Genomic DNA, 23,729 nt, shown 5'->3' on the forward strand with positions numbered 1-23,729 from the left:
GCCATCACGGTCCGGCCTCAATCCGGGTTAGGATGATCGTCAGTCCGGAGTATCGCCCATGCTGATCGCCCTCGCCCTGACCGCCCTGCTGGGTTCGGAGGATCCGGACGGCGTGGTCACGACCGCGCGTCGGGGCGACGGGGCCGTGATGGTCGGCGCAGAAGCGCCCACAACCGAAGCGCGGCCCGATGCGGCCCAGGTTGTCGCCGTGACGCCGCACAATCTGACGACGGCCGAGCAGATCGACCGCTGGGTCGCGGCGCGCGCGCCCGATTCCGAACCGTTCGCCGAGGCGACGGGGCCTCAGGACGATCGCAAGATGCACGGCTTCGTCAGCGGCTCTATCGGGACGAACGACTATTCGTCCGTGTCGGTGGGCGTGTCCCTGCCGATCGGCGAGAACGGCCGGCTGGACCTGGCCTACAGCCAGACGAAGAACGGCTACGGCTACGGGTATCCGGGGTACGGCTACGGCTCCTGGGATTATCCGGGCGAGTACGGGTTTGGCGACGTCGGCTACGGCGCGCGGATCCGGCCCTATGGCGTCTACGATTCGCTCTATGGCGCGCCCGGCCGGTCGCGGTCGATGTCGGTGGGCTTCAGCTGGGATGAGGACAAGGGTCGGCGCGAGCGGGGGCGGGCGCCGTTAATTACGGCTGAGGACTAAATTTCCCCCGTGCATCCCGGCGAAGGCCGGGATCCAGATCACGCGTTCAGGCGGCCGGGATAAGGCGCCTGGCCGACTGATCCCGCATAAGTGACCTCCATCTGGACCCCGGCCTTCGCCGGGGTGCACGGATGGCGGGGAAAACAAAAAGGCCCGGTCTCGCGACCGGGCCTTGTCGTTTCGGAATGGTGCCGCCGGGGGGAATCGAACCCACGACCTCAGCCTTACCAAGGATGCGCTCTACCACTGAGCTACGGCGGCCTGTTCCGAGGAAGCGGCCGTATAGCCACTCCACTGCCGGGGGGGAAGCCCATTTTCCCTTGCCCCGAAACTTTTCCCGAGGCTGAGTGAAGCCATGACCGAACCGCCCGAGTCCTCGACCCCAGCGCCCGCCGAAACGACGCCGCCTGCGCTCCGGACGCCGGCGGAGATCGAACGGGCCGAACGCACCGTGCGGCTGGCCAGGGCGCTGAGGGACAATCTGCGGCGTCGCAAGGCGGTCCAGCCGAAGCGTGACAGGCCGGGGAACTAGGGCCCGGCAACTGAAAGTCATCGAATCGGCGACGGGCGGCCCTTTCGCGACACGGGACGACCGCGCTAGATAGCCGGCTCGCCGGGACAGTCGATCCTTGCGGCTTCAAGGACGACATGGACAGCATCACGGTTCACGGCAACGGCCCGCTTCACGGATCGATTCCGGTCAGCGGGGCGAAGAACTCGGCCATCAAGCTGATGGCGGCGTCGATCCTGACCGACCAGAAGCTTCTGCTGACCAACATGCCGCGGCTGGCGGACACGAAATTCCTCGGCCGGCTGCTGCAACAGTTCGGCATCGCCGTGGAGGAGCGCGACGGGCACGACGGGCAGGAGACCCTGTTCGACGCCCGCGAAATCTCGTCGACCTTCGCCCCCTATGATCTGGTTCGCCAGATGCGGGCCAGCTTCAACGTTCTGGGGCCGCTGCTTGCGCGGACGGGGCACGCCAAGGTGTCGCTGCCGGGCGGTTGCACCATCGGGGCGCGGCCGGTCGACCTGCATATCGACGCCCTGACGCGTCTGGGGGCCCTGATCGAGCTGGAGGAGGGCTATGTGTCCGCCACCGCGCCCAGGGGGCTGATCGGGGCCGAGATCGAGTTTCCGTTCGTCTCGGTGGGGGCGACGGAACACACATTGATGGCCGCGACCCTGGCGCGGGGGACGACGGTGCTGAAGCGGGCCGCCCGGGAGCCGGAAATCGGCGACCTGGCGCGTTGCCTCGTGATGATGGGTGCGAAGATCGAGGGTATCGATACGGATACCCTGGTCATCGAAGGCGTGACCTCGCTGAATGGCGGGGAGTGGTCGGTGATCCCTGACCGGATCGAGATGGGCTCCTATGCCTGCGCCGCCGCCATGGCGGGGGGCGAGGTGCGTCTGACCAACAGCCGGGCCGGGCTGATCACCTCCCTGACCGACCGGATGGTCGAGGCGGGCGTGGAGATCGTTCCGACCGAAGACGGGGTGATCGTCAAGCGTGATCCGTCGCAACGGCTGAAGGCCGTCAACGTGGCGACCGAGGTCTATCCGGGATTCCCGACCGACCTGCAGGCCCAGTTCATGACGCTGATGACCACGGCCGACGGCGTCAGCGTCATCCACGAGAACATCTTCGAGAACCGCTTCATGCACGCGCCGGAACTGGCGCGGCTGGGGGCCGAGATCTCGGTCCACGCGGGCGAGGCCCATGTCACGGGCGTCGAGAAGCTGAAGGGCGCGCCGGTCATGGCGACGGACCTGCGGGCCTCTGTCAGTCTCGTGATCGCAGGTCTGGTCGCCGAGGGTGAAACCAGCATCGGTCGCGTCTATCATCTGGATCGCGGGTTCGAGCGTCTGGAAGAGAAGCTCGGCGCATGCGGGGCGGATATCCGGCGGGTCAAAGGCCCGCCTGTCGAAGGACCGGGTGATGACCACTGAGGCGCTGGAGCGCGAGGAGCAGGAGGCGGTGCGCGCGGCAAGCGGCGGCACCAACGAGCCCCTGCGGCTGCTGGCCGAGGACGGCGAGGACCTGGCCATCATCTCGGCGGCGCTGCAGGACGCGATCCTGAGACCAGCGGACATCGTCTGGGAGAAGGGCGGACGGCGCCTCACCATCGAGCTGAGCCGGTTCTGCTGGGAATGCGGCGGGACCCGCGTCCGCGCCGCCATGCAGTTCGGCGACGTGATCTCGGTCAAGAGCCGGGGACTGCCGAGGTTGCCGGACGCGCCGCTGGAACTGCTGGCCATCCATTTCTTCGAGGGTGAGGCGCCGGGCGGGCGGGCCATTCTGATGTTCGCGGGCGGCGGGGACCTGAGGGTCGACGTCGAATGCCTGGACGCTGTGGTGGCGGACCTGTCGGACCGCTGGGCTGCGCGCGTCGCCCCGACCCATCTGGACGCGCCGTCGGGCGGGATCGAGCCGTGAGCGATCACCGGCTGGCCTCCGTCGATCTGGACGAGGCGACCCTGCCGTCGGCGACGGCGGAGATCGAGCATGAGCGCCGGGTCGCCATCTTCGACCTGATCGAGAAGAACGTCTTCGAGCCGGAAGGGTCGGAGGGTGGACCTTATGGGCTCAAGCTGTCGCTGCAGGACAACCGGCTGGTCTTCGACATCACAGGTGTGGACTACACGCGAACCTACGCCCTGAGCCTGACGCCGCTGAAGAGCGTGTTGAAGGACTATCTGATGATCTGCGACAGCTACTACGAGGCGCTGCGCGGGTCGTCGGCCAGCCAGATCGAGGCCGTTGATATGGGCCGGCGTGGCCTGCACAACGAAGGCGCAGAGCTGCTGAAGGCGCGGCTGGACGGCAAGGTCCAGATCGACCACGAGACGGCCCGGCGGCTGTTTACGCTGGTGTGCGCGTTGTACCGGCGGGGCTAGTTTTCTCCTCCCTGTCGCGAAGCGATGGGGAGGTGGCGCGGCGCTTCTTCAGCGCCGTGACGGAGGGGGCGACCCGGTGGCGGACGGGATCAGCTATCAACGCGCTCGCGCTTTCAGACGGGCGCTTACGCCGCCCGAGGCGCGGCTGTGGCGCTGCTTGAAGGGTGATCAACTCGGCGGGCTGGGTTTTCGAAAACAGCACCCGATCGGGCCGTATATTCTCGATTTCTACTGCGCCGCTGCAAAGCTGGCGGTCGAGGTGGATGGCGCGACGCATGACCATCCGCACCAGATCGCGCACGATTCGAGGCGCACCCACTGGCTGGGCGGTAAAGGCATTCGGGTCATCAGGGTTCGGGCTCTGGATGTCCGCGACGAACTGGATGGGGTTCTGGCGTATGTTCGGCGAGAGGCGGAAGCGCGGATAAACCCCTCTCTTTGATATCGCGTCGCCCCCTCCGTCACGGCGCAAAGAGGCGCCGCGCCACCTCCCCATGCTGCGCACGGGGAGGAGAACTCGACTTCGAGCCCACTTTGGTGCATTAGCGCCGACTTCTTACGGCTCGCGCTTTCGTCCGGCGCGGGCCTTGATTCGTATTCAAGGGCGCGAGAGGCCGCATGGCTAAGGAAGAACTGCTCGAGTTTCCCGGTACGGTCAGCGAACTGCTGCCGAACGCCACGTTCCGCGTGACGCTCGAGAACGACCACGAGATCATCGCCCACACCGCCGGCAAGATGCGCAAGAACCGCATCCGCGTGCTGGCCGGGGACAAGGTTCTGGTCGAGATGACGCCCTATGACCTGACCAAGGGCCGCATCACCTATCGCTTCAAGTAAGGGCAGGGCGGTGGCCCGTCCTGAATTGGTGCTGGCCTCGGCCAGCCCGCGCCGCATCGAACTGCTGGCGCTGATCGGGATCAGCCCCGATCGTATCGATCCCGCCGACATCGACGAGACGCCGCTGAGGGATGAGACACCTTCGCGGCTGGCCGTGCGGCTGGCGCGGACCAAGGCGCAGGCCGTCGCTGCGCGCGCGCCGCACGCCGTCGTGCTCGCTGCCGATACGGTGGTGGCGGTCGGGCGTCGGCTGCTGGAGAAGCCCGCCGATGCGGCGGAGGCCGAGAAATTCCTGCGCCTGCTTTCAGGACGGAATCACCGGGTCTTCACCGGGGTGGCCGTGGCGACGGGAGAGACCGTGCGGCATCGCGTGGTGGACACCCGCGTGGCCATCAAGCGGCTGTCGGACGCCGAGATCGTCGACTATGTCGCCGGCGGCGACTGGAAGGGCAAGGCCGGGGGCTACGGCATTCAGGGACCGGCTGCGGCCTTCGTGCTCAAGATCATCGGCAGCCATCCGGCGGTGATGGGGCTGCCTCTGCCCGAGACGGTCAACCTGCTGGCGGGCGCCGGCTGGCGTAAATGAGCGAGGTCGAGGTCTTCCTGGACGACACACCTGGCGAGGTCAGGGGAATCGTGGCGCGGGACGGCCGCTTCGAAAGGCTTCTCATCCAGAGAGAAGACGATCCGCCCCAGCACCGGCTGGGCGCGCGCAGCGTGGGACGGGTGATCGAGGCCGACGGGGCCTTTCGCGCCGCTTTCATTGATCTGGGTTGTGACGGTCCGGCGGGCTTCCTGCCGCTCGGCAAGGGCGAGAGCCTGCGGGCGGGCGAGATCGTCGAGGTCGAGGTCACGGCCGAACGGCGCGAGGCCAAGGGTCCGGCGCTGAAACGACTCGGAGCGGGGGAGGGCAAGCCTCGCCTGATCGCGCCGGGGCCGGACGTCATCGAGCGGCTGCGACACTTCGCCCCCGGCGTCGCGCCGATCACCGGCGTTCAGGCGATTCAGACGAGCTGGGACGCCGAGGAAGAGGCGCTCAATCCGGGCGACTTGTTCGCGGAGTGGGCGCTGGACCTCGCGGTGCAGCGGACGCGGGCGCTTATCGCAGTGGACATAGACTATGCGCATCTGCCCGGACGCGATGCGCGCAAGGGCAGGGCGCAGGCCAATCGGCAGGGTCTGATACAGGCCGCGCGCATGATCCGGCTGAGCGGCTGGGGCGGGCTGGTGGCCGTCGATCTGGTCGGGACGACGCTGGATCCGGCGCAGGTCACGGAGATGGCGAAGGCGGCCTTTGCCGGCGACGACGCGACCCTGGGGCCGCTGAGCCGGTTCGGCCTGCTGCAACTGGCCCTGCCATGGCGGACGCGGCCGGTGGAAGAGATCCTGCTGGAGTCCGGGCGGCGGCGGTCGCTGGCGACGCGGGCGATCGATATCGCACGGTCCCTGAGGCACACCATGCTGTCGGACACGGCCGCGCCCCGGTTCACGGCAAGATGCGCGCCTGAAGAGGCCGAGGCCGCCGCGCCGCTGGTCGCCCGGCTGGGACCGCGTGCGGCGGTGAAGGCGGACCCGTCGGTCGCGCCCGGGCGTTTCACCGTCGAGGAGGGCTGAACGAATGGCGACCTGTCCGATCTGCCGAAAGAATCCGACCGTCGAGGCCTACAGGCCCTTCTGTTCGAAGCGGTGCGCAGACGTGGATCTGCAGCGCTGGCTGGTGGGGTCCTATGTCCTGCCCGACACGGACGAGCTGGTCCCTGACGCCGATCCTGAAAACGAGGACTGATACCGGCTGGACACCCCGTTTCGGCTCGCCTATAGACCCGCCTCTCGCGTTTTCGCGCGGGCGCCTGGATAGCTCAGCTGGTAGAGCAATGGATTGAAAATCCATGTGTCGGTGGTTCGAACCCGCCTCCAGGCACCACTCCCTTTTTCTTCAGGAAAATCGTCGCACGACCCGGGGGCCTCACGGCCGCACGGGGCGATATCGTGGCGCGCCAAGGGTTGCCGGGGCGGTGAAAACCACGCCTGCGGGGCCCCATTCCCAAACGTAAGCCTGCAATGCCCGTTTGGCATCGTCGGGGTCGATTAACCTAACGCCGAAATGCAGCAGTGGTAAGACATTGCGGGATTTGACCGGCCCGCTCGCTCAGGGGGCGAAAAGCACCTCTGAAGCCTTGACGCTCTGTTATCGGTTCGCCAAAGGAGCTTGACCGCTTTCTTTGCGTGAGCGGCCGAACGCCTGCTGGGCCTCGTGCTCCAAGGCTTCGACCACGCCGATGGGCGCCCTCGGGCAACCGGATGCGACAGAAGGCGTTCCGCCGTTGGCCAGCTCGGCCGGCCGGCGGGACACAACCGTTTTTCATAGAGGGCGGAGCGTCCCTGACGCGCTCCGTTCCTGGGTTCCACGAGTCAGACCAAAAAAGCAGGAACTGGCGACACATGATTAAGACCAACACCCTTCTCGCCCTGGCCGGCGCCGCCGTCCTGATGGCGGGCTCGCCGGCTCTGGCGCAAGCCCCGGCAGCCCCTGACGCGACCGCTGCTCCGGCAGCCGCGACCGCCGCTCCGGCCGCAGCCACCCCGGCTCCGGCCGCTCCCGCCGCTGAAGCCGATCCGGAATCGGTCGGCGACGCCGTTTCCGGCGGCCACGGTGGCGACATCACCCCGATCTCGATGTTCCTGGAAGCAGGCATCGTCGTTAAGATCGTGATGATCGGCCTGCTGCTGGCCTCGATCTTCTCCTGGACCCTGCTGCTCATCAAACTGCTCGAGTTCGGCGGCCTGAACCGCAAGACCGACCAGTTCCTGGAAGCCTTCCGCGGCGCCCGCACGATCGCTGACATGCGTCGTGTCGCCACCGCCGACGAGTTCGACGGCAACCCGCTGGCCGACATGGCCGCCGCGGCGACCGAAGAAATCGAACTGTCCCGCCAGGCTGGCCTGAACGTTCACGGCGACCACAGCGACTCGGCCCTGCTGCGCGCTCAGCAAGCCGTCTCGGCCGTGCAAGCCGGTCTCGCCGCCCGCCTTTCGGGTGGTCAGCAGTTCCTGGCCTCGACCGGTTCGACCGGCCCGTTCGTGGGTCTGTTCGGCACCGTTTACGGCATCATGAACTCCTTCATCGGTATCGCCCAGTCGAACACGACCAACCTGGCCGTCGTCGCCCCGGGTATCGCTGAAGCCCTGCTCGCCACCGGTATCGGCCTGTTCGCCGCTATCCCGGCGGTTATCTTCTACAACTACTTCAACACCCGCATCTCGGCATATGGCACCCGTTCGGACGGCTTCAACGCTGAACTGATCAACGCCATCTCGCGTCAACTCGACAAGGGAGCGTAAGACGGATGGCCGCCAAGCTTTCCGGCGGCGGCGGCGGCAGGTATCACGTCGAGCAGAACAGCGACATCAACGTCACGCCTTTCGTTGATATCATGCTTGTTCTCCTCATCATCTTCATGGTGGCGGCGCCGCTCGCCACCGTGTCGATTGAGGTGAAACTGCCCACCGCCGTGGCCCCGCCCCAGGAGAACCCGCCCAAGCCGGTGTTCATCTCCATCCAGAACGATGGCGACGTCTTCATCGGCGACGGACGCAGCAGCCCTGAACAGCTCGGGGACGATCTGCGGCGCCTGATCCGGACGCGTAATCCGGAAGAGGAGCGTATCTTCATCCGCGGCGACCAGCAGACCCGCTATGGCGACTTCATGCAGGTCATGAACGCCTTGCAGGACAACGGCTTCTATAGCGTCGCCCTGGTCGGCGAAGACAACTCGCCCACGTCGACGGGAGACTAAGGATGACAGACGCTCCCGTTGAGTATCATCGCAGTCGCTATGACCCCCCTCGCAAGAAGGGGTTCATGGGGGTCTCCCCCGGGATTTGGCTGATCGCCCTGGGAACGGTCACCGTTCTCTTCGCGATCATGATCTTCTACCTCCAGAAGACCAAGTTCGAGCTTCGCATCCAGGAGTATTCGGACGACGCCGTGGACGTCGAGATCGTCGAACCGATCCCGCCGCCCCCGCCGCCTCCGCCGCCTCCGCCTCCGCCGGACACCCCGCCGCCGCCCAAGCTGCAGGTCCGTCCGCCGGTGATCAACACCCTGGCTCCTCCGCCGCCGATCACGCTTCCGATCGAGCCGACGAAGAAGGAAGACCGGGTCGAATACACGGGTCCGCCCGTGATCGTCCCCGGACCTCCGCCGCCGCCGGCTCCGCCGGCTCCGGTTCGGCCGCCAGTGATCACGAACCCGAGCTGGGCTTCGCAGCCTCGCCCGACCTACCCGGATCGCGCGCTTGAGCGTGGTCTGTCCGGCAGCGCCGATCTGAGCTGCACCGTCAACCCGAACGGCAGTGTCTCCGGATGCTCGATCGTCTCGGAAACGCCGTCGGGCGCCGGCTTCGGTCGCGCCGCCCTGGCTGCGGCCCGCAACGCCCGCCTGTCGCCCCGTTCGGTCGACGGCGTGGCCACCGGGGGTACGGTTCGCTTCACCGTCAGGTTCAACCTGCCGGACTAAAACATGGCCCGGAAACGGACCAGGGAATGCGCCCCGAGGGAAACCTCGGGGCGTTTTTCTTTGTCGGGATGTTCTCAAGAGCCACAGCGGTCTTGATCGCGGCTTCCGGCGCCGCTAACAACGCGCCTCGCGTCGCCCTTCCCCCCGGTCTGATCTTCGATCGGACGAAATGGGGAGGGCCGCTGCGCCGCCTTAGCTCAGTTGGTTAGAGCGCCGGTTTGTGGAACCGGAGGTCCTCAGTTCAAGCCTGAGAGGCGGTACCATCCTCCCACATCGCCAGGGTCTTCAGGCCGGTGCTCAGGCCACGGCCGGTTCGGCCTCGTCCTGATCCAGCGGTGAGGCCGTGACGTCGGGACGCTGGCGCAGGGTTTCGATCGGTCCTTCCAGTTTCGACAGAGCCGCCGCCGCCGCCGCATGGCCGGCCGCGACCACCGGGTCGTAGACCTTCCAGTCTCGGATGTCGGAGCCTTCGGGCACGGGCAGGATCAGCAGGTCGGCCTCGGCGCGTGAACTCTCCATGTCGGCATCCGTGGTGATGGTGGCCGAGCGCATGAGCACCGAGACGATCGGCGGTCCCTTCTTCCAGGCCCCCGAGACGATCCAGCGCCACCATGACGGCGGATTGGCCAGGGTGGCGGGATCGACCCCGCGCATCTGGGACATGTCGACCCCGACGATGGGACCCGCGTTCAGCTGGCGCATGACGTCAGTGGGGAAGTTCTTGATGACGGCGCCATCCACCAGCACCTGGCCGTCGATCACGACCGGCGGCATGACCCCGGGAATGGAGATGGAGGCGCGCATGGCCCGGCGCAGCAGGCCCCGGCGGTGCACCTCGATCCGGCCGCTGGTCAGGTTCGACGAGACGGCGAAGAAGGGCAGGGGCATGTCGGCGATGTCGATCTCGCCATAGGCGTCCTGAAGCAGCCGCGCGACCTTGCCGGCGCGGGTCATGGCGATGATCGGGAAGGCCAGGTCCGACAGGGGATCCGAGCGGACGAAGGCTGTGCGGATGCGGGCGTCGAGCTCCTCGTCGGTCCAGCCGAGGGCCGGGCCGGCGGCGATGACCGCGCCCATGGAGGAGCCGCCGAGGAAGTCGAACCGCACCCCGGCTTCGTGCAGGGCGCGCACCGCGCCGATGTGGGCGTAGGCGCGGGCGCCGCCGCCGGACAGGACCAGACCGATGGCCGTGCCCGTGACGATGCGGGCGATGCGGGCCGCGTCCCCCACGTCGCCCTCGATGGCGTGGAACCAGCGGCCGGGATTGATCGCGTCCAGCCAGACGGAGGTGTTGGCCGGGCGGCGCATGCGCGGGTCGCGCAACAGGATCAGGTCGGTGAACTGCTGAAGCCCATGGGCGGTGCGGATGGGAATGTTGGACGGCGGCGCGGTCAGGGCGTCGCCGATGAGGAACAGCCGGTCGACCTGGCGTGCGCACAGGTTGGCCCAGGAGGGCTCGTCCAGCTCGGCGACATAGAGGACGAAGTCGTGGGTGTCCTCCATGCGCGAGAACCATTCCGAGACCGAGGACAGGGCCGAATGATCGATGACCTGACAGGTCTTGCCTTGAGCCTCGACGGCGGCGGCGACGCGGTCGACGAAGGGGCGGATGGGGCGGCCGCGCACGGAGATGAAGCCGAACACGCTGGGTTCGGTGACGCCCGGCGCGCGTTCACGGGCCCGGTGCAGCATCAGCCGCGACAGCTCGATCATGACGTCGGGCTGGGTGCGGACGGCCTCGAAGAAGACCTCGCGGGGCAGGGCCAGGATCTCGGAATCGCGCAGGGCCACGACGCTGGCGGAATGCGGCCTGCCGGCGATCAGCGCCATTTCGCCGACGGGCTCGCCAGGCTTGATGACGCCGAGGAACTGGGGCGGCTGATCGTCCTCCTGGCGGAAGACGCCGAGACGGCCGGAGCGGACCAGATAGAGGCTGTCGGGCTCATCCCCGGCCGAGAACAGCAGCTCTCCGCCGGTCAGGGCGAACCAGCTGGCCCTGGTGTTCTGATCCTCGAAGACCCGCGCCAGCGCCGCTTCGAGACTGTCGTGGCGGGAAGGGCTCATGCGGATGTCATCGCCGGGGCTGGCGGCCGGTCAATGCCCGGCCGGCGACCTGGATTAGCGGCGGTTTGGGGTGAGGGGCAAGGGGAGAGGGATGTGGCTAGCGCCGCCTTGCCGTGAACAGGTCGCCCAGCCGGTCCGGCGTGCCTCCGATCCGCTCCAGGTGGGGGTATTTCAGACCGTCGTGATAGTCGAAGGTCACCGTCCGGTAACGCGTGCCGTCGAGGACGATGAGCTCGATCTTTTCGTCCGTGCCCTTGGCGGCGGTGACGGCGGCGGCGAGGTTTGCCGCGGTGACGGCCTCGCCGTTGACCGCGATGACCTGCATGCCGATCGCCAGCCCCTGCTGGAAGGCGAGGCCATTCCACATGACGCTCGAGATCGTGTTGTCCGTGCCGGTCATGAAGCCCAGCGAATAGATGAAGTCGTTGCGGCCGTACTCGCCCCACAGCGTCTTCTGATAGTCGCTCATGGTGTCGGTGTAGACGAGGCGGTAGCCGCCGCGCGCCAGACCATCCAGCGGGGCGCCCGGGCCGTGGCCGTCCAGGCGGGTGCGCAGGAACGTCGCCCAGTCGTGCTCCATGACGCCGTTCAGCGTCTCGACCACGGTCTCGAAGGTGTAGGGGTTCGCGTCGTAGACGCCGTCCTCGACGCCGAAGAAGGCGCGGGCGAAGTCGTCGAGCGACTTGCGGCCATTGGTGCCCTCGCGGATCAGGGCGTCGGCGTCGAGCCAGATCAGCTGGCCCTCGACATAGTAGTCCTCGCTGCGCTGCCAGGACCGCCAGCCGATCGGGCGGCGCTGGGAGATGATCGGGTCGTTGACCGTATCCTGCATCGCCCGCCATTCGCGGCCGACGGTATTGTCATAGGTGGCGGCGTCCATCGCCAGGGCGTCGAGCGCGTTCTGGCGGCTGTGCAGGCCCGACCGTGCAGCCAGGACCTTGCCCCAGAACTGGGTCTGGCCTTCGTAAACCCACAGCAGTTCGTTCTGCATGGGCAGGTTGAAGTTGGCGACGTCCTGACCGGCCGGGCGGCGATACTTGCCGTCCCAGGAATGGGTGTATTCGTGGGCCAGCAGGTCGCGGTCGCCGAGTTTCGACTCCCAGTCGGTGAAGAAGCCCGGATCGACGCTGTTCTCCGAACTGCGGTGATGCTCCAGGCCGATGCCGCCCAGTCGTCCGGTCATGGCGAGCAGGAAATCATAGTGGTCGTACTGGCGCGTGCCGAAAAGGCGGTCGGCCTGAACGACGAGGGTGCGCAGGATGCCGATCTGGTCGTCGGTCGGGGCGATGTTGGAGGCTTCGTCGGCGACGATGTTGAGGAGGACGGGCGAACGGCCGCCCGGATCGAGATCGATCTGGCGATAATGTTCGCCGGCGAACATCGGGCTGTCGACGAGGACGTCGAGCGGAACGGGCTGGAAGGTGGTGGTGTCGCCCGACGTGCTGTCGGGGCGCAGCGCCGTGCCGTATTTCCAGCCGTCGGGCAGGGTGACGCTGGCCTGCATGGTCACATTCCGGTGGAAGCGACCGGCGGGATAGAGCAGCATCTTCTCCCACTGGATGTTCAGCATCTCGGCCGTCATCGTGATCCGGCCCTGATCCCCGGTCGTCGGCGACAGGTGCTGGAATTCGGCGACCAGTTCGGTGGCGCCGGCCGGGACGACGACATGGAAGGCGTAGGGGCTGAGGGCGTCGCGGACCCACTCCACACGCTGGCCGTTCGCCGTGAAGGTCAGGCCGGCCAGCTGGGTGATCGGTCCGACCGGGCCGTGGTTGCCGGGCAGCCATTCCGGGAAGAACAGGGTCATCGGACCGGCGGCCTCGACCGGGATGGTCTCGCGGACGCGGTAGATGCGGCGGTTCAGATCGGTGGCGTCGACGTCGAGGCGCACCACGCCGGGCCAGGCGCGGTCGACGACGGCCGGGATCGGCTGCGGCGTTGGCGGGGTCTGGGCGAAGGCCGGGGCGGTCGAGACGAGCAGGAGGGCCGCGAGACAGGCGGAGACGGCGAGACGCTTCATGGTGCTGGGAACCCGGAGATGAACAGGCGCGCACATGAGCGCCGGGTGCGACATTTCGTCAAGCGTGAGTGTTTCCCTTCTCCCTTTGCGGGAGAAGGTGGCAGCCGAAGGCTGACGGATGAGGGGTATGCGTCATCAGGCCGGCTCTCAACGGCGAGACTCGAGGGGTGGAAACTTACCCCTCATCCGCCCCTCCGGGGCACCTTCTCCCGCAAGGGGAGAAGGGTTCCTACTTCACTTCGAGCAGTTCGACCTTGAACAGCAGGGTGGAGTTGGGCGGGAGTTCGTCGCCGCCGACCCAGCGCTCGCCGTAGCCGAGCGAGGCGGGGATGGCGAAATAGAAGGTCTCGCCGACGCGCATCAGGGCGACGCCCTCGGTCCAGCCCTTGATGACGCGGTTCAGCGGGAACTCGGCGGGCTCGCCCCGGTCGTAGGAGCTATCGAACTTGCGCCCGTCGATGAAGGTCCCCTCGTAGTGGACGCGGACCGTGTCGGTCTCGGTCGGCTGGCGCCCCTCGGGGTGGGCGGCGCCTTCGCGACGGTACTGGAGACCCGAGGCCGTGGTGGTCCAGCCGCGGCGGGCGCCGTTCCAGGCGAGGTAAGCGGCCTGGCCGGCGGTGTATTCCTCAGGTGTGGAGTGGACACGCGGGTCGACGCCGGAGACGACGACCGGGTCAGGGGCCGTGGCGCAGGCGGCGAGGGCGGTTGCGGCAACGAAGATGGGGATGATTTTCATGCCCGGACGCTAGCAGCCGAAAAAGCTCTTGCGAAGCTGGCGAAAATCGGCGTCGCGGCCTTTATTTCGTCGGGAAAGCGAGTATATGTCCGCGTTCCGCAACAGCTCACATGAGTCTGCGCGAAAGCGCCGAGGCCCGGTCCGTCGCCCTCCGACCGAGCGAAGGCGTGGCTCCTTACCCAGGGAGCTTCTCAGATTTCAGGCCTCCTGATCCTGCAGGGATCGAGGGTGGAGGCCGAAACCGATTGTCACGGCATGCCCGCTCGCATCGCCGTGGCTACTGCATTTTGCGCGTGGTCTCCCCCCGGATCCGCGAATGGGAAAACAGAATGACTGACGTCCTGAACGGTCTCACCATCAACGGTCAGATCGCATCGGCCACAACCTTCACCGGCAAGAAGCGCATCCGCAAATCCTTCGGGCGTATTCCCGAAGCGGTGGCGATGCCGAACCTGATCGAGGTTCAACGCGCCTCCTACGAGCAGTTCCTTCAGCGCGAGGTCCGTCCGGGCGTCCGCAAGGAACAGGGCATCGAGGCGGTCTTCAAGTCGGTCTTCCCGATCAAGGACTTCAACGAACGCGCCGTACTGGAGTACGTGTCCTACGAGTTCGAGGACCCGAAGTACGACGTCGAGGAATGCATCCAGCGCGACATGACCTATGCCGCGCCGCTGAAGGTCAAGCTGCGCCTGATCGTCTTTGAAGCAGACGAAGAGACCGGCGCGCGCTCGGTCAAGGACATCAAGGAACAGGACGTCTACATGGGGGACATCCCCCTGATGACGGACAAGGGGACCTTCATCGTCAACGGCACCGAGCGGGTGATCGTTTCGCAGATGCACCGCTCGCCGGGCGTCTTCTTCGACCACGACAAGGGCAAGACCCACTCCTCGGGCAAGCTGCTGTTCGCCGCCCGCGTGATCCCGTACCGCGGGTCGTGGCTCGACTTCGAGTTCGACGCCAAGGACGTGGTGTTCGTGCGTATCGACCGTCGCCGCAAACTGCCGGCGACCACCTTCCTCTATGCCCTGGGCATGGACGGCGAGGAGATCCTGCGCACCTTCTACGAGACCGTTCCATACGAGAAGCGCGGCGAAGGCTGGGTCACGCCCTACAAGGCCGACCGCTGGAAGGGCGTGAAGCCCGAGTTCGACCTGGTCGACGCCGACACCGGTGAGGTCGTCGCCTCGGCCGGCCAGAAGATCTCGGCCCGCGCCGCCAAGAAGCTGGGCGACACCACCAAGTCGCTGTCGCTGGCGGCCGACGCCCTGGTGACCCGCTACCTGGCCGCCGACGCCGTCAACTTCGAGACCGGCGAGATCTACGCCGAGGCCGGCGACGAGCTGGACGCGCCGACGATCGAACTGCTGGAAGGCAAGGGCTTCACCACCATCGACGTGCTGGACATCGACCACGTCACGGTCGGCGCCTACATGCGCAACACCCTGCGCGTCGACAAGAACACCGGCCGCGAGGACGCCCTGTTCGACGTCTATCGCGTGATGCGTCCGGGCGAGCCGCCGACCCCGGAAGCCGCCGAAGCCATGTTCAACTCGCTGTTCTTCGACAGCGAGCGCTACGACCTGTCGGCCGTGGGCCGGGTCAAGATGAACATGCGTCTGGAAACGCCGGAAGTGTCCGACGAAATCCGCGTCCTGCAGAAGGACGACGTGCTGAAGGTCCTGCAGATCCTCGTCGGCCTGAAGGACGGCCGCGGCGAGATCGACGACATCGACAACCTGGGCAACCGCCGGGTTCGTTCGGTCGGCGAACTGCTTGAAAACCAGTACCGCGTCGGCCTGCTGCGCATGGAGCGCGCGATCAAGGAGCGGATGTCGTCGGTCGATATCGACACGGTGATGCCGCACGACCTGATCAACGCCAAGCCGGCCGCCGCCTCGGTGCGTGAATTCTTCGGCTCGTCGCAGCTGTCGCAGTTCATGGACCAGACGAACCCGCTGTCCGAGATCACCCACAAGCGTCGCCTTTCGGCGCTTGGCCCGGGCGGTCTGACGCGGGAGCGCGCCGGCTTCGAGGTCCGCGACGTTCACCCGACCCACTACGGCCGCATCTGCCCGATCGAAACGCCGGAAGGCCCGAACATCGGCCTGATCAACTCGCTGGCCACCCACGCCCGCGTGAACAAGTACGGCTTCATCGAGAGCCCGTACCGTCGCGTGAAGGACGGCAAGGCCCAGAACGAGGTGGTCTACATCTCGGCCATGGAGGAATCGAAGTACACGATCGCCCAGGCCAACATTCAGCTGAACAACGGCGAGATCGTCGATGACCTGGTCCCCGGCCGGATCAACGGCGAATCCCAGCTGCTGATCAAGGCCGACGTCGACATGATGGACGTGTCGCCGAAACAGGTCGTTTCGGTCGCCGCCGCCCTGATCCCGTTCCTGGAAAACGACGACGCCAACCGCGCACTGATGGGCGCGAACATGCAGCGTCAAGCCGTGCCTCTGGTCCAGTCCGACGCGCCGCTGGTCGGCACGGGCATGGAAGCTGTGGTCGCCCGTGACTCGGGCGCCGTGGTCGTGGCTCGCCGCGACGGCGTGGTCGAGCAGATCGACGGCACCCGCATCGTGGTTCGCGCCACGAACGAGCAGGACGCCGGCCGTTCCGGCGTCGACATCTACCGCCTGTCGAAGTTCCAGCGTTCCAACCAGTCGACCTGCATCAACCAGCGCCCGATCGTGCGCGTGGGCGATGAAGTGAAGGTCGGCGACGTGATCGCCGATGGCCCGTCGACGGACCTGGGCGAACTGGCCCTGGGCCGCAACGCCCTCGTCGCCTTCATGCCGTGGAACGGCTACAACTTCGAGGACTCGATCCTGATCTCCGAGCGCATCGTGCGCGACGACGTCTTCACCTCGATCCACCTCGAAGAATTCGAAGTGATGGCCCGCGATACGAAGCTCGGGCCGGAAGAAATCACCCGCGACATCCCGAACGTCGGCGAGGAAGCCCTGCGCAACCTCGACGAGGCCGGCATCGTGGCCATCGGCGCCGAGGTCCAGCCGGGCGACATCCTGGTCGGCAAGGTGACGCCGAAGGGCGAAAGCCCGATGACGCCGGAAGAGAAGCTGCTGCGCGCCATCTTCGGCGAGAAGGCTTCGGACGTCCGTGACACCTCCCTGCGTCTGCCGCCCGGCGTGGCCGGCACGATCGTCGACGTGCGCGTGTTCAACCGTCACGGCGTCGACAAGGACGAGCGCGCCATGTCGATCGAGCGCGACGAGATCGAACGCCTGGGCAAGGACCGCGACGACGAACTCGCGATCCTGGAACGCAACGTCTACGGCCGCCTGCGTCCGCTGGTTCTGGGCAAGAACGCCGTCTCGGGTCCGAAGGGCCTGGGTCGCGGTGAAGTCACCGAAGCCAAGCTGGGCGAGCTGTCGCGCGGCCTGTGGTGGCAGATCGCCCTCGACGACGAGAAGGCGATGGGCGAGCTGGAGGCCATGAAGAAGGCCTTCGAGGACCAGCGCAAGGCGCTGGACCGTCGCTTCGAGGACAAGGTCGAGAAGCTGCAACGCGGCGACGAACTGCCTCCGGGCGTGATGAAGATGGTCAAGGTCTTCGTGGCCGTGAAGCGCAAGCTTCAGCCCGGCGACAAGATGGCCGGCCGTCACGGAAACAAGGGCGTCATTTCCAAGATCCTGCCGATCGAGGACATGCCGCACCTGGAAGACGGGACCTCGGTCGACGTCGTTCTGAACCCGCTGGGCGTGCCGTCGCGCATGAACATCGGCCAGATCTTCGAAACCCACCTGGGGTGGGCGTCGGCGGGCCTGGGCAAGCAGATCCAGGGTCTGCTGGAAGCCTGGCAGGGCGGCGGCCAGAAGCAGGCGCTGATCGATCACCTGACCGGCATCTACGGCGAGGACACCCCTCTGCCGCAGGACGAGCACGAGCTGGTCGAGCTGGCGCAGAACCTGTCCAAGGGCGTTCCATTCGCCACCCCGGTGTTCGACGGCGCGCACATCTCGGACATCGAGGACCTGCTGGAGAAGGCAGGCCTGGAGCGCTCCGGTCAGTCGATCGTCTATGACGGTCAGACCGGCGAGCAGTTCAAGCGTCCGGTCACGGTCGGCTACATCTACATGCTGAAGCTGCACCACCTGGTCGACGACAAGATCCACGCCCGTTCGATCGGGCCGTACTCGCTCGTTACCCAGCAACCGCTGGGCGGCAAGGCGCAGTTCGGCGGCCAGCGCTTCGGGGAGATGGAGGTCTGGGCTCTGGAAGCCTACGGCGCCGCCTACACCCTGCAGGAGATGCTGACGGTGAAGTCCGACGACGTGGCCGGCCGGACCAAGGTCTACGAGGCCATCGTCCGCGGCGACGACAGCTTCGAGGCCGGCATTCCCGAGAGCTTCAACGTTCTCATCAAGGAAATGCGTTCGCTGGGTCTGAACGTGGAGCTGGAGAACAGCTGACCGACCGAATGATCCCTCCTCGCTGATGCGGGGAGGGACGGTCCCACCGCTCTCTCCACTTTTCGATATTTTCGCGGCCCCCGCCGCAGAAGGAAAACAAGATGAACCAGGAAGTCCTGAACATCTTCAACGCGGTCCCGGTCACTCCGACCTTCGACCAGATCAAGATCGCCCTGGCCTCGCCCGAAAAGATCCGCTCGTGGTCGTTCGGCGAGATCAAGAAGCCCGAGACCATCAACTACCGCACGTTCAAGCCCGAGCGTGACGGCCTGTTCTGCGCCCGTATCTTTGGCCCGACCAAGGACTACGAATGCCTGTGCGGCAAGTACAAGCGCATGAAGTACAAGGGCATTATCTGCGAGAAGTGCGGCGTTGAGGTCACCTTGGCCCGCGTTCGGCGCGAGCGGATGGGCCACATCGAACTGGCCTCGCCGGTCGCTCACATCTGGTTCCTGAAGTCGCTGCCGTCGCGCATCTCGCTGATGCTGGACATGGCGCTGAAGGACGTGGAGCGCGTGCTCTACTTCGAAAACTACATCGTCACCGAGCCGGGCCTGACCCCGCTGAAGCAGAACCAGCTGCTGACGGAAGACGAGTTCTATCGCTACCAGGACGAGTTCGGCGATGACGGCTTCACCGCCGAGATCGGCGCCGAGGCCGTGCGCAACCTGCTGATGGGCATCGACCTGCACTCGGAGGCCGAGCGCCACCGCGGCGAACTGGCCGACAGCCCCTCGGAAATGAAGGCCAAGAAGGCCTCCAAGCGCCTGAAGCTGATCGAGGCCTTCCTCGAAAGCGGCAACAAGCCCGAGTGGATGATCCTGACGGTCGTGCCGGTCATCCCGCCGGAACTGCGCCCGCTGGTGCCGCTGGACGGCGGCCGCTTCGCCACGTCCGACCTGAACGACCTGTATCGCCGGGTCATCAACCGCAACAACCGCCTGAAGCGCCTGATCGAGCTGCGCGCGCCGGACATCATCATCCGCAACGAAAAGCGGATGCTGCAGGAATCCGTCGACGCCCTGTTCGACAACGGCCGTCGTGGTCGCGTCATCACGGGCGCCAACAAGCGTCCGCTGAAGTCGCTGGCCGACATGCTGAAGGGCAAGCAGGGCCGCTTCCGTCAGAACCTTCTGGGCAAGCGCGTCGACTACTCGGGTCGTTCGGTCATCGTCGTGGGACCGGATCTGAAGCTGCACGAGTGCGGCCTGCCCAAGAAGATGGCGCTCGAGCTGTTCAAGCCGTTCATCTATGCGCGCCTTGACGCCAAGGGCCTGTCGGGCACCGTCAAACAGTCCAAACGCATGGTCGAGCGCGAACAGCCCCAGGTGTGGGACATCCTCGAAGAGGTGATCCGCGAACACCCGGTCATGCTGAACCGCGCGCCGACGCTTCACCGTCTGGGCATCCAGGCGTTCGAGCCGAAGCTGATCGAGGGCAAGGCCATCCAGCTGCACCCGCTGGTCTGCGCCGCCTTCAACGCCGACTTCGACGGCGACCAGATGGCTGTCCACGTGCCGCTGTCGCTGGAGGCGCAACTCGAAGCGCGCGTCCTGATGATGTCGACGAACAACATCCTGTCGCCCGCCAACGGCAAGCCGATCATCGTGCCGTCGCAGGACATCGTCCTGGGCCTGTACTACATCTCGCTGGTCAAGGACGGTGAGCCGGGCGAAGGCAAGCTGTTCGCCAACATGGGCGAGATCGACGCCGCGCTCGACGCCGGCGTGGTGACCCTGCACACCCGCATCAAGGCGCGCTGGACCGAACAGAACGCCGCCGGCGAGGAGATCACCAAGGTGATCGACACGACGCCGGGCCGGATGAAGCTGGGCGCCCTGCTGCCGAAGAACCCGCAGGTCGGCTACCGCCTGCTGGAGAAGAACCTCACCAAGAAGGAAATCGGCAACCTGATCGACGTGGTCTATCGCCACTGCGGTCAGAAGGCGACGGTGATCTTCGCCGACCAGATGATGGGCCTGGGCTTCAAGGAAGCGGCCAAGGCCGGCATCTCCTTCGGCAAGGACGACATCGTGATCCCGGCCAAGAAGGTCGAGATCGTCGCCGCCACGCGCACCCTGGTCGAGGAATACGAGCAGCAGTACGCCGACGGCCTGATCACCAAGGGCGAGAAGTACAACAAGGTCGTCGACGCCTGGGCCAAGGCCACGGACCGTGTCGCCGACGAGATGATGGGCGAGATCGCGCAACCGCGCGTCCTGGCCTCGGGTCGTACCGCCGAGATCAACTCGGTCTACATGATGGCCAACTCCGGCGCCCGTGGCTCGCAGGCCCAGATGAAGCAGCTCGGCGGGATGCGCGGCCTGATGGCCAAGCCGTCCGGCGAGATCATCGAGACCCCGATCGTCTCGAACTTCAAGGAAGGCCTGACCGTCCTCGAATACTTCAACTCCACCCACGGCGCCCGTAAGGGTCTGGCCGACACCGCGCTGAAGACCGCCAACTCGGGTTACCTGACCCGTCGTCTGGTGGACGTGGCGCAGGACTCGATCGTCACCGAGGAAGACTGCGGTTCCACGCGGGGTATCACCCTGCGCGCCGTGGTCGAGGGCGGCGACGTCCTGGTCTCGCTGGGTCAACGCGTCCTGGGCCGCTACAACGCCGAGGACATCAAGGAGCCGGGCACCGATAACGTGCTGTTCCCCGCCGACACCTATCTGGTGGAGGATGTGGTCGAGGTCATCGACCGCGAGGGCGTGCAGTCGGTCAAGGTCCGTTCGGCCCTGACCTGTGAAGCCGAAGCCGGCATCTGCGGCATGTGCTACGGCCGTGACCTGGCGCGCGGCACCAACGTCAACATTGGCGAAGCGGTGGGCGTTATCGCCGCCCAGTCGATCGGCGAGCCGGGCACCCAGCTGACGATGCGGACCTTCCACATCGGCGGCACGGCCCAGGTGGCGGAAACCTCGTTCTACGAGGCGACCAACGCCGGTACGGTCAAGATCGTCGGCCCCACCGTCACCGGCGCCCACGGCGACCTGGTGTCGATGAGCCGCAACGTCGTCGTCACCGTCATGGTCGATGGCAAGGACCGCGAGTCGTACAAGATCCCGTACGGCGGCCGTCTGCGCGTCAAGGAAGGCGACGAGACCAAGAAGAACCAGCGTCTGGCGGAGTGGGACCCCTACACCACCCCGATCATCACCGAAGTGGGCGGCATCGTCCGCTTCGAGGACCTGACCGAGGGCCTGTCGTTCCGCGAGGAAACCGACGAGGCGACGGGCATCGCCCAGCGCGTCGTCATCGACTGGCGCGCCTCGCCGCGTGGTTCGGACCTGCGTCCGGCCATGGGCATCACCACGGCTGACACCTACGCCAAGCTGGCCTCGGGCTCCGACGCCCGTTACCTGCTGCCCGTAGGCGCCATCCTGTCGGTCGCCAACGGCGACGAGGTGAAGCCCGGCGAGATCCTGGCCCGTATCCCCACCGAGGGCGCCAAGACCCGCGACATCACCGGCGGTCTGCCGCGGGTGGCCGAGCTGTTCGAAGCCCGTCGTCCCAAGGACTGCGCGGTCATCGCCGAGATGGACGGTCGCGTTGAATTCGGTCGCGACTACAAGAACAAGCGCCGCATCAAGATCACGCCGGAACCGGATGCCGATGGCAACCAGGGCGAACCGGTCGAGTTCCTGATCCCGAAGGGCAAACACATCTCCGTCCACGACGGGGATCTGATCCAGAAGGGCGACTACATCATCGACGGCAACCCGGATCCGCACGACCTGCTGCGCATCCAGGGCGTCGAGGCGCTGGCCGAGTATCTCGTGAACGAAGTGCAGGAGGTCTATCGACTGCAGGGCGTGCCGATCAACGACAAGCACATCGAGGTGATCGTTCGCCAGATGCTGCAGAAGGTCGAGATCCTCGACTCGGGCGAAACCACCCTGATCCGTGGCGACACGGTCGAAGTGGCCGAAGCCGTGATCGAGAACGAGAAGGTCGAGAAGCGTGGTGGCCGGATCGCCACCACCCAGCCCGTCCTGCTCGGCATCACCAAGGCGTCGCTGCAGACCCGCAGCTTCATCTCGGCGGCCTCCTTCCAGGAAACCACGCGCGTCCTCACCGACGCGTCGGTCCACGGCAAGAAGGACATGCTGGAAGGCCTGAAGGAAAACGTCATCGTCGGCCGACTGATCCCGGCCGGTACGGGCGCCTATCTGCGCAGCCTGCAGAAGATCGCCAACGAGCGCGACGCCCTGCTGACCTCGACGCGGGAAGCCGCCGTCGAGCCCCTGCCGGCCGATCTGCAACTGGAGCTGGCCGAGAGCGAGTGATCGCTTTCACCAACTGAAGACTGAAGAGGCGGCTCCGGTGACGGAGCCGCCTTTTTCTTTGCTCGCGGCGGCGTGTCACGAGACCGTGGGTTGACGTCGGACGATCCGACGCACAGCTTTGCCGTGTAGAGGGAGCGGACAATGACGAAGAGCGACAACACGCCGGGCCGTGCCGACCGGATCACCTGGACCATCGCCGCGCTCTGTATGGCGGCGGCCTGCTACCTCATGGCCATGAACGGGATGATCGATCTGGGCGCGGCCGCTCACGACGCCTTCTGCCCGGACCACGGCTGGGCGGCTTGAAGGGCTGTAGCGCGCTAACGCCCGGCTCGCGGAGCCTCGCTGCCTGAGCGCGACTTTTCGTTGTCCGCTACCGATCGCCGCGCGGCGTCTCGCTGTTTGAGCGCTACTCCATCTTGCGGTTGTTGCGCAGCCGCTCGTCGGTCATTTCGAAGCCGGGACGCAGGTGAGCGCCGGCGCAGGAGCCGCGCAGGTTGCCGCCCGGGCAGTCCGGGCTGGCCAGGGTGATGCCGGGACCACCCGACAGAGGCCGGCGTCGAGCCTCGTACTGGGCCAGGGCGGCGGCGCCGTCGCGGGCGAACTGGGCGTCGCGGCGCTGTTCGGAAGGCGTCAGGGTGCGCGGGCCGAGCGGGCCGGCGCGGCTGGCGGCCGCATTGAAGCGCTCGTCGCAGAGCTGCTGTTCCGAGGCGGACAGGCGGCCATCCATCATCCGGCACCCGCCGGCGCCCGTGCGCATTGATCGGCCGACAGCGGCGGCCGTGCTCTCAGGGTTCACCTGCCAGGGATCGGCGGAGGCGGGCGGAGGACCGACCAGAGGGCTGGAACCGATCCGGGCTGTCGGGACGCTGGGGCGGTCCTCCTCCTCGTCCTCGCGCGTGCGGTCGCGGGTGACGGATGGGACGGCCTCGCCGGCGAGGGGGACCGTTTCGCGGGCGGCGACGCTGGCCAGGGTCGGCTCGCGCACGGTCTCGCCCGCAAGCAGGGGACGGGGCTCCATCTCCACGAAGATCGGAAAGCCGGGGTCTTCGGTGAAGACCGGGCGATCGCCCGCGAACAGGCCGATGGCCAGCGGCGTCAGGACCGCCGCGTGAAACAGGATCGAGCCCGCCAGGATCGCCGCACGGCGCGACGACGATCGGCGGGCAGCGGGCGAGCGCCAGGATGCGATACTCAGGCCGGCGTTCGACACAGATCCTCCCCGTCGGTCCGGCCACGCTGACG

General features: G+C 66.6%; 20 protein-coding genes and 3 tRNA genes. 18 read left to right on the forward strand and 5 right to left on the reverse strand.

Annotation, left to right across the window (positions count from 1 at the left end; translation table 11 throughout):
- Positions 1–58 precede the first annotated feature (58 nt).
- Positions 59–667: a hypothetical protein gene (locus tag ACW17Y_RS06105; protein ID WP_492037879.1), complete on the forward strand. Its 609-nt coding sequence runs from the start codon at positions 59–61 to the stop codon at positions 665–667.
- A gap of 186 nt (positions 668–853) precedes the next feature.
- Here the strand turns inward: ACW17Y_RS06105 and ACW17Y_RS06110 are convergent.
- Positions 854–928, reverse strand: a tRNA-Thr gene (locus ACW17Y_RS06110).
- Between the two features lie 94 nt (positions 929–1,022).
- Between ACW17Y_RS06110 and ACW17Y_RS06115 the strand changes: the two genes are divergently transcribed.
- The 14 genes from ACW17Y_RS06115 to ACW17Y_RS06180 all read left to right on the forward strand — a co-directional run bounded on the left by ACW17Y_RS06115 (position 1,023) and on the right by ACW17Y_RS06180 (position 9,187).
- Positions 1,023–1,199 carry a hypothetical protein gene (locus ACW17Y_RS06115; RefSeq protein WP_492037880.1) on the forward strand — a complete coding sequence of 59 codons (177 nt, stop codon included), beginning with the start codon at positions 1,023–1,025 and terminating at the stop codon, positions 1,197–1,199.
- A gap of 116 nt (positions 1,200–1,315) precedes the next feature.
- Positions 1,316–2,620, forward strand: a complete 1,305-nt coding sequence (gene murA, locus ACW17Y_RS06120; protein ID WP_492037881.1) for a UDP-N-acetylglucosamine 1-carboxyvinyltransferase — start codon at positions 1,316–1,318, stop codon at positions 2,618–2,620.
- Positions 2,610–3,107, forward strand: a complete 498-nt coding sequence (locus ACW17Y_RS06125) for a DUF2948 family protein (RefSeq protein WP_492037882.1) — start codon at positions 2,610–2,612, stop codon at positions 3,105–3,107. The genes murA and ACW17Y_RS06125 overlap by 11 nt, the downstream gene beginning before the upstream one ends.
- Complete coding sequence (locus ACW17Y_RS06130; protein ID WP_492037883.1) at positions 3,104–3,568, forward strand: UPF0262 family protein; 465 nt, start codon at positions 3,104–3,106, stop codon at positions 3,566–3,568. The genes ACW17Y_RS06125 and ACW17Y_RS06130 overlap by 4 nt, the downstream gene beginning before the upstream one ends.
- Before the next feature lie 76 nt (positions 3,569–3,644).
- Entirely contained in the window at positions 3,645–4,010 is a 366-nt protein-coding gene (locus tag ACW17Y_RS06135; RefSeq protein WP_492037884.1) for an endonuclease domain-containing protein, read from the forward strand.
- A 176-nt stretch (positions 4,011–4,186) separates the two neighbouring features.
- Positions 4,187–4,405, forward strand: a complete 219-nt coding sequence (gene infA / locus ACW17Y_RS06140; protein WP_008261544.1) for a translation initiation factor IF-1 — start codon at positions 4,187–4,189, stop codon at positions 4,403–4,405.
- A gap of 10 nt (positions 4,406–4,415) precedes the next feature.
- Entirely contained in the window at positions 4,416–4,991 is a 576-nt protein-coding gene (locus ACW17Y_RS06145; protein ID WP_492037885.1) for a Maf family protein, read from the forward strand.
- On the forward strand, positions 4,988–6,019 hold the full coding sequence (locus ACW17Y_RS06150) for a ribonuclease E/G (RefSeq protein ID WP_492037886.1): 1,032 nt from the start codon (positions 4,988–4,990) through the stop codon (positions 6,017–6,019). The genes ACW17Y_RS06145 and ACW17Y_RS06150 overlap by 4 nt, the downstream gene beginning before the upstream one ends.
- A 4-nt stretch (positions 6,020–6,023) precedes the next feature.
- The gene (locus ACW17Y_RS06155) at positions 6,024–6,191 is read left to right on the forward strand and encodes a DNA gyrase inhibitor YacG (protein ID WP_492037887.1); all 168 of its coding nucleotides are present in this window, start codon (positions 6,024–6,026) and stop codon (positions 6,189–6,191) included.
- 62 nt (positions 6,192–6,253) lie between these two features.
- Positions 6,254–6,329, forward strand: a tRNA-Phe gene (locus ACW17Y_RS06160).
- Between the two features lie 518 nt (positions 6,330–6,847).
- Positions 6,848–7,747: a tonB-system energizer ExbB gene (gene exbB, locus ACW17Y_RS06165; protein ID WP_492037888.1), complete on the forward strand. Its 900-nt coding sequence runs from the start codon at positions 6,848–6,850 to the stop codon at positions 7,745–7,747.
- A gap of 5 nt (positions 7,748–7,752) precedes the next feature.
- Positions 7,753–8,202, forward strand: a complete 450-nt coding sequence (locus ACW17Y_RS06170; protein ID WP_492037889.1) for a biopolymer transporter ExbD — start codon at positions 7,753–7,755, stop codon at positions 8,200–8,202.
- Positions 8,203–8,204: 2 nt separating this feature from the next.
- Positions 8,205–8,924, forward strand: a complete 720-nt coding sequence (locus ACW17Y_RS06175) for a TonB family protein (protein WP_492037890.1) — start codon at positions 8,205–8,207, stop codon at positions 8,922–8,924.
- A 186-nt stretch (positions 8,925–9,110) separates the two neighbouring features.
- A tRNA-His gene (locus ACW17Y_RS06180) sits at positions 9,111–9,187 on the forward strand.
- A 34-nt stretch (positions 9,188–9,221) separates the two neighbouring features.
- On the opposite strand, the gene ACW17Y_RS06185 is transcribed toward ACW17Y_RS06180, so the two are convergent.
- The 3 genes from ACW17Y_RS06185 to ACW17Y_RS06195 all read right to left on the reverse strand — a co-directional run bounded on the left by ACW17Y_RS06185 (position 9,222) and on the right by ACW17Y_RS06195 (position 13,744).
- Complete coding sequence (locus ACW17Y_RS06185) at positions 9,222–10,988, reverse strand: patatin-like phospholipase family protein (RefSeq protein WP_492037891.1); 1,767 nt, start codon at positions 10,986–10,988, stop codon at positions 9,222–9,224.
- A 97-nt stretch (positions 10,989–11,085) separates the two neighbouring features.
- Positions 11,086–13,008, reverse strand: a complete 1,923-nt coding sequence (locus ACW17Y_RS06190; RefSeq protein ID WP_492037892.1) for a M61 family metallopeptidase — start codon at positions 13,006–13,008, stop codon at positions 11,086–11,088.
- 229 nt (positions 13,009–13,237) lie between these two features.
- Complete coding sequence (locus ACW17Y_RS06195; RefSeq protein WP_492037893.1) at positions 13,238–13,744, reverse strand: FKBP-type peptidyl-prolyl cis-trans isomerase; 507 nt, start codon at positions 13,742–13,744, stop codon at positions 13,238–13,240.
- 329 nt (positions 13,745–14,073) lie between these two features.
- On the opposite strand from ACW17Y_RS06195, the gene rpoB reads away from it, so the two are divergent.
- The 3 genes from rpoB to ACW17Y_RS06210 all read left to right on the forward strand — a co-directional run bounded on the left by rpoB (position 14,074) and on the right by ACW17Y_RS06210 (position 22,790).
- On the forward strand, positions 14,074–18,189 hold the full coding sequence (gene rpoB, locus ACW17Y_RS06200; RefSeq protein ID WP_492037894.1) for a DNA-directed RNA polymerase subunit beta: 4,116 nt from the start codon (positions 14,074–14,076) through the stop codon (positions 18,187–18,189).
- A gap of 101 nt (positions 18,190–18,290) precedes the next feature.
- Positions 18,291–22,484, forward strand: coding sequence for a DNA-directed RNA polymerase subunit beta' (rpoC, locus tag ACW17Y_RS06205; RefSeq protein WP_492037895.1), 4,194 nt, complete (start codon positions 18,291–18,293; stop codon positions 22,482–22,484).
- A 141-nt stretch (positions 22,485–22,625) separates the two neighbouring features.
- Entirely contained in the window at positions 22,626–22,790 is a 165-nt protein-coding gene (locus ACW17Y_RS06210) for a hypothetical protein (RefSeq protein ID WP_492037896.1), read from the forward strand.
- Positions 22,791–22,893: 103 nt separating this feature from the next.
- Here the strand turns inward: ACW17Y_RS06210 and ACW17Y_RS06215 are convergent, their stop codons facing one another.
- On the reverse strand, positions 22,894–23,697 hold the full coding sequence (locus ACW17Y_RS06215; protein WP_492037897.1) for a hypothetical protein: 804 nt from the start codon (positions 23,695–23,697) through the stop codon (positions 22,894–22,896).
- Positions 23,698–23,729 lie beyond the last annotated feature (32 nt).

The organism is Brevundimonas sp. AVps7, from assembly GCF_058681545.1.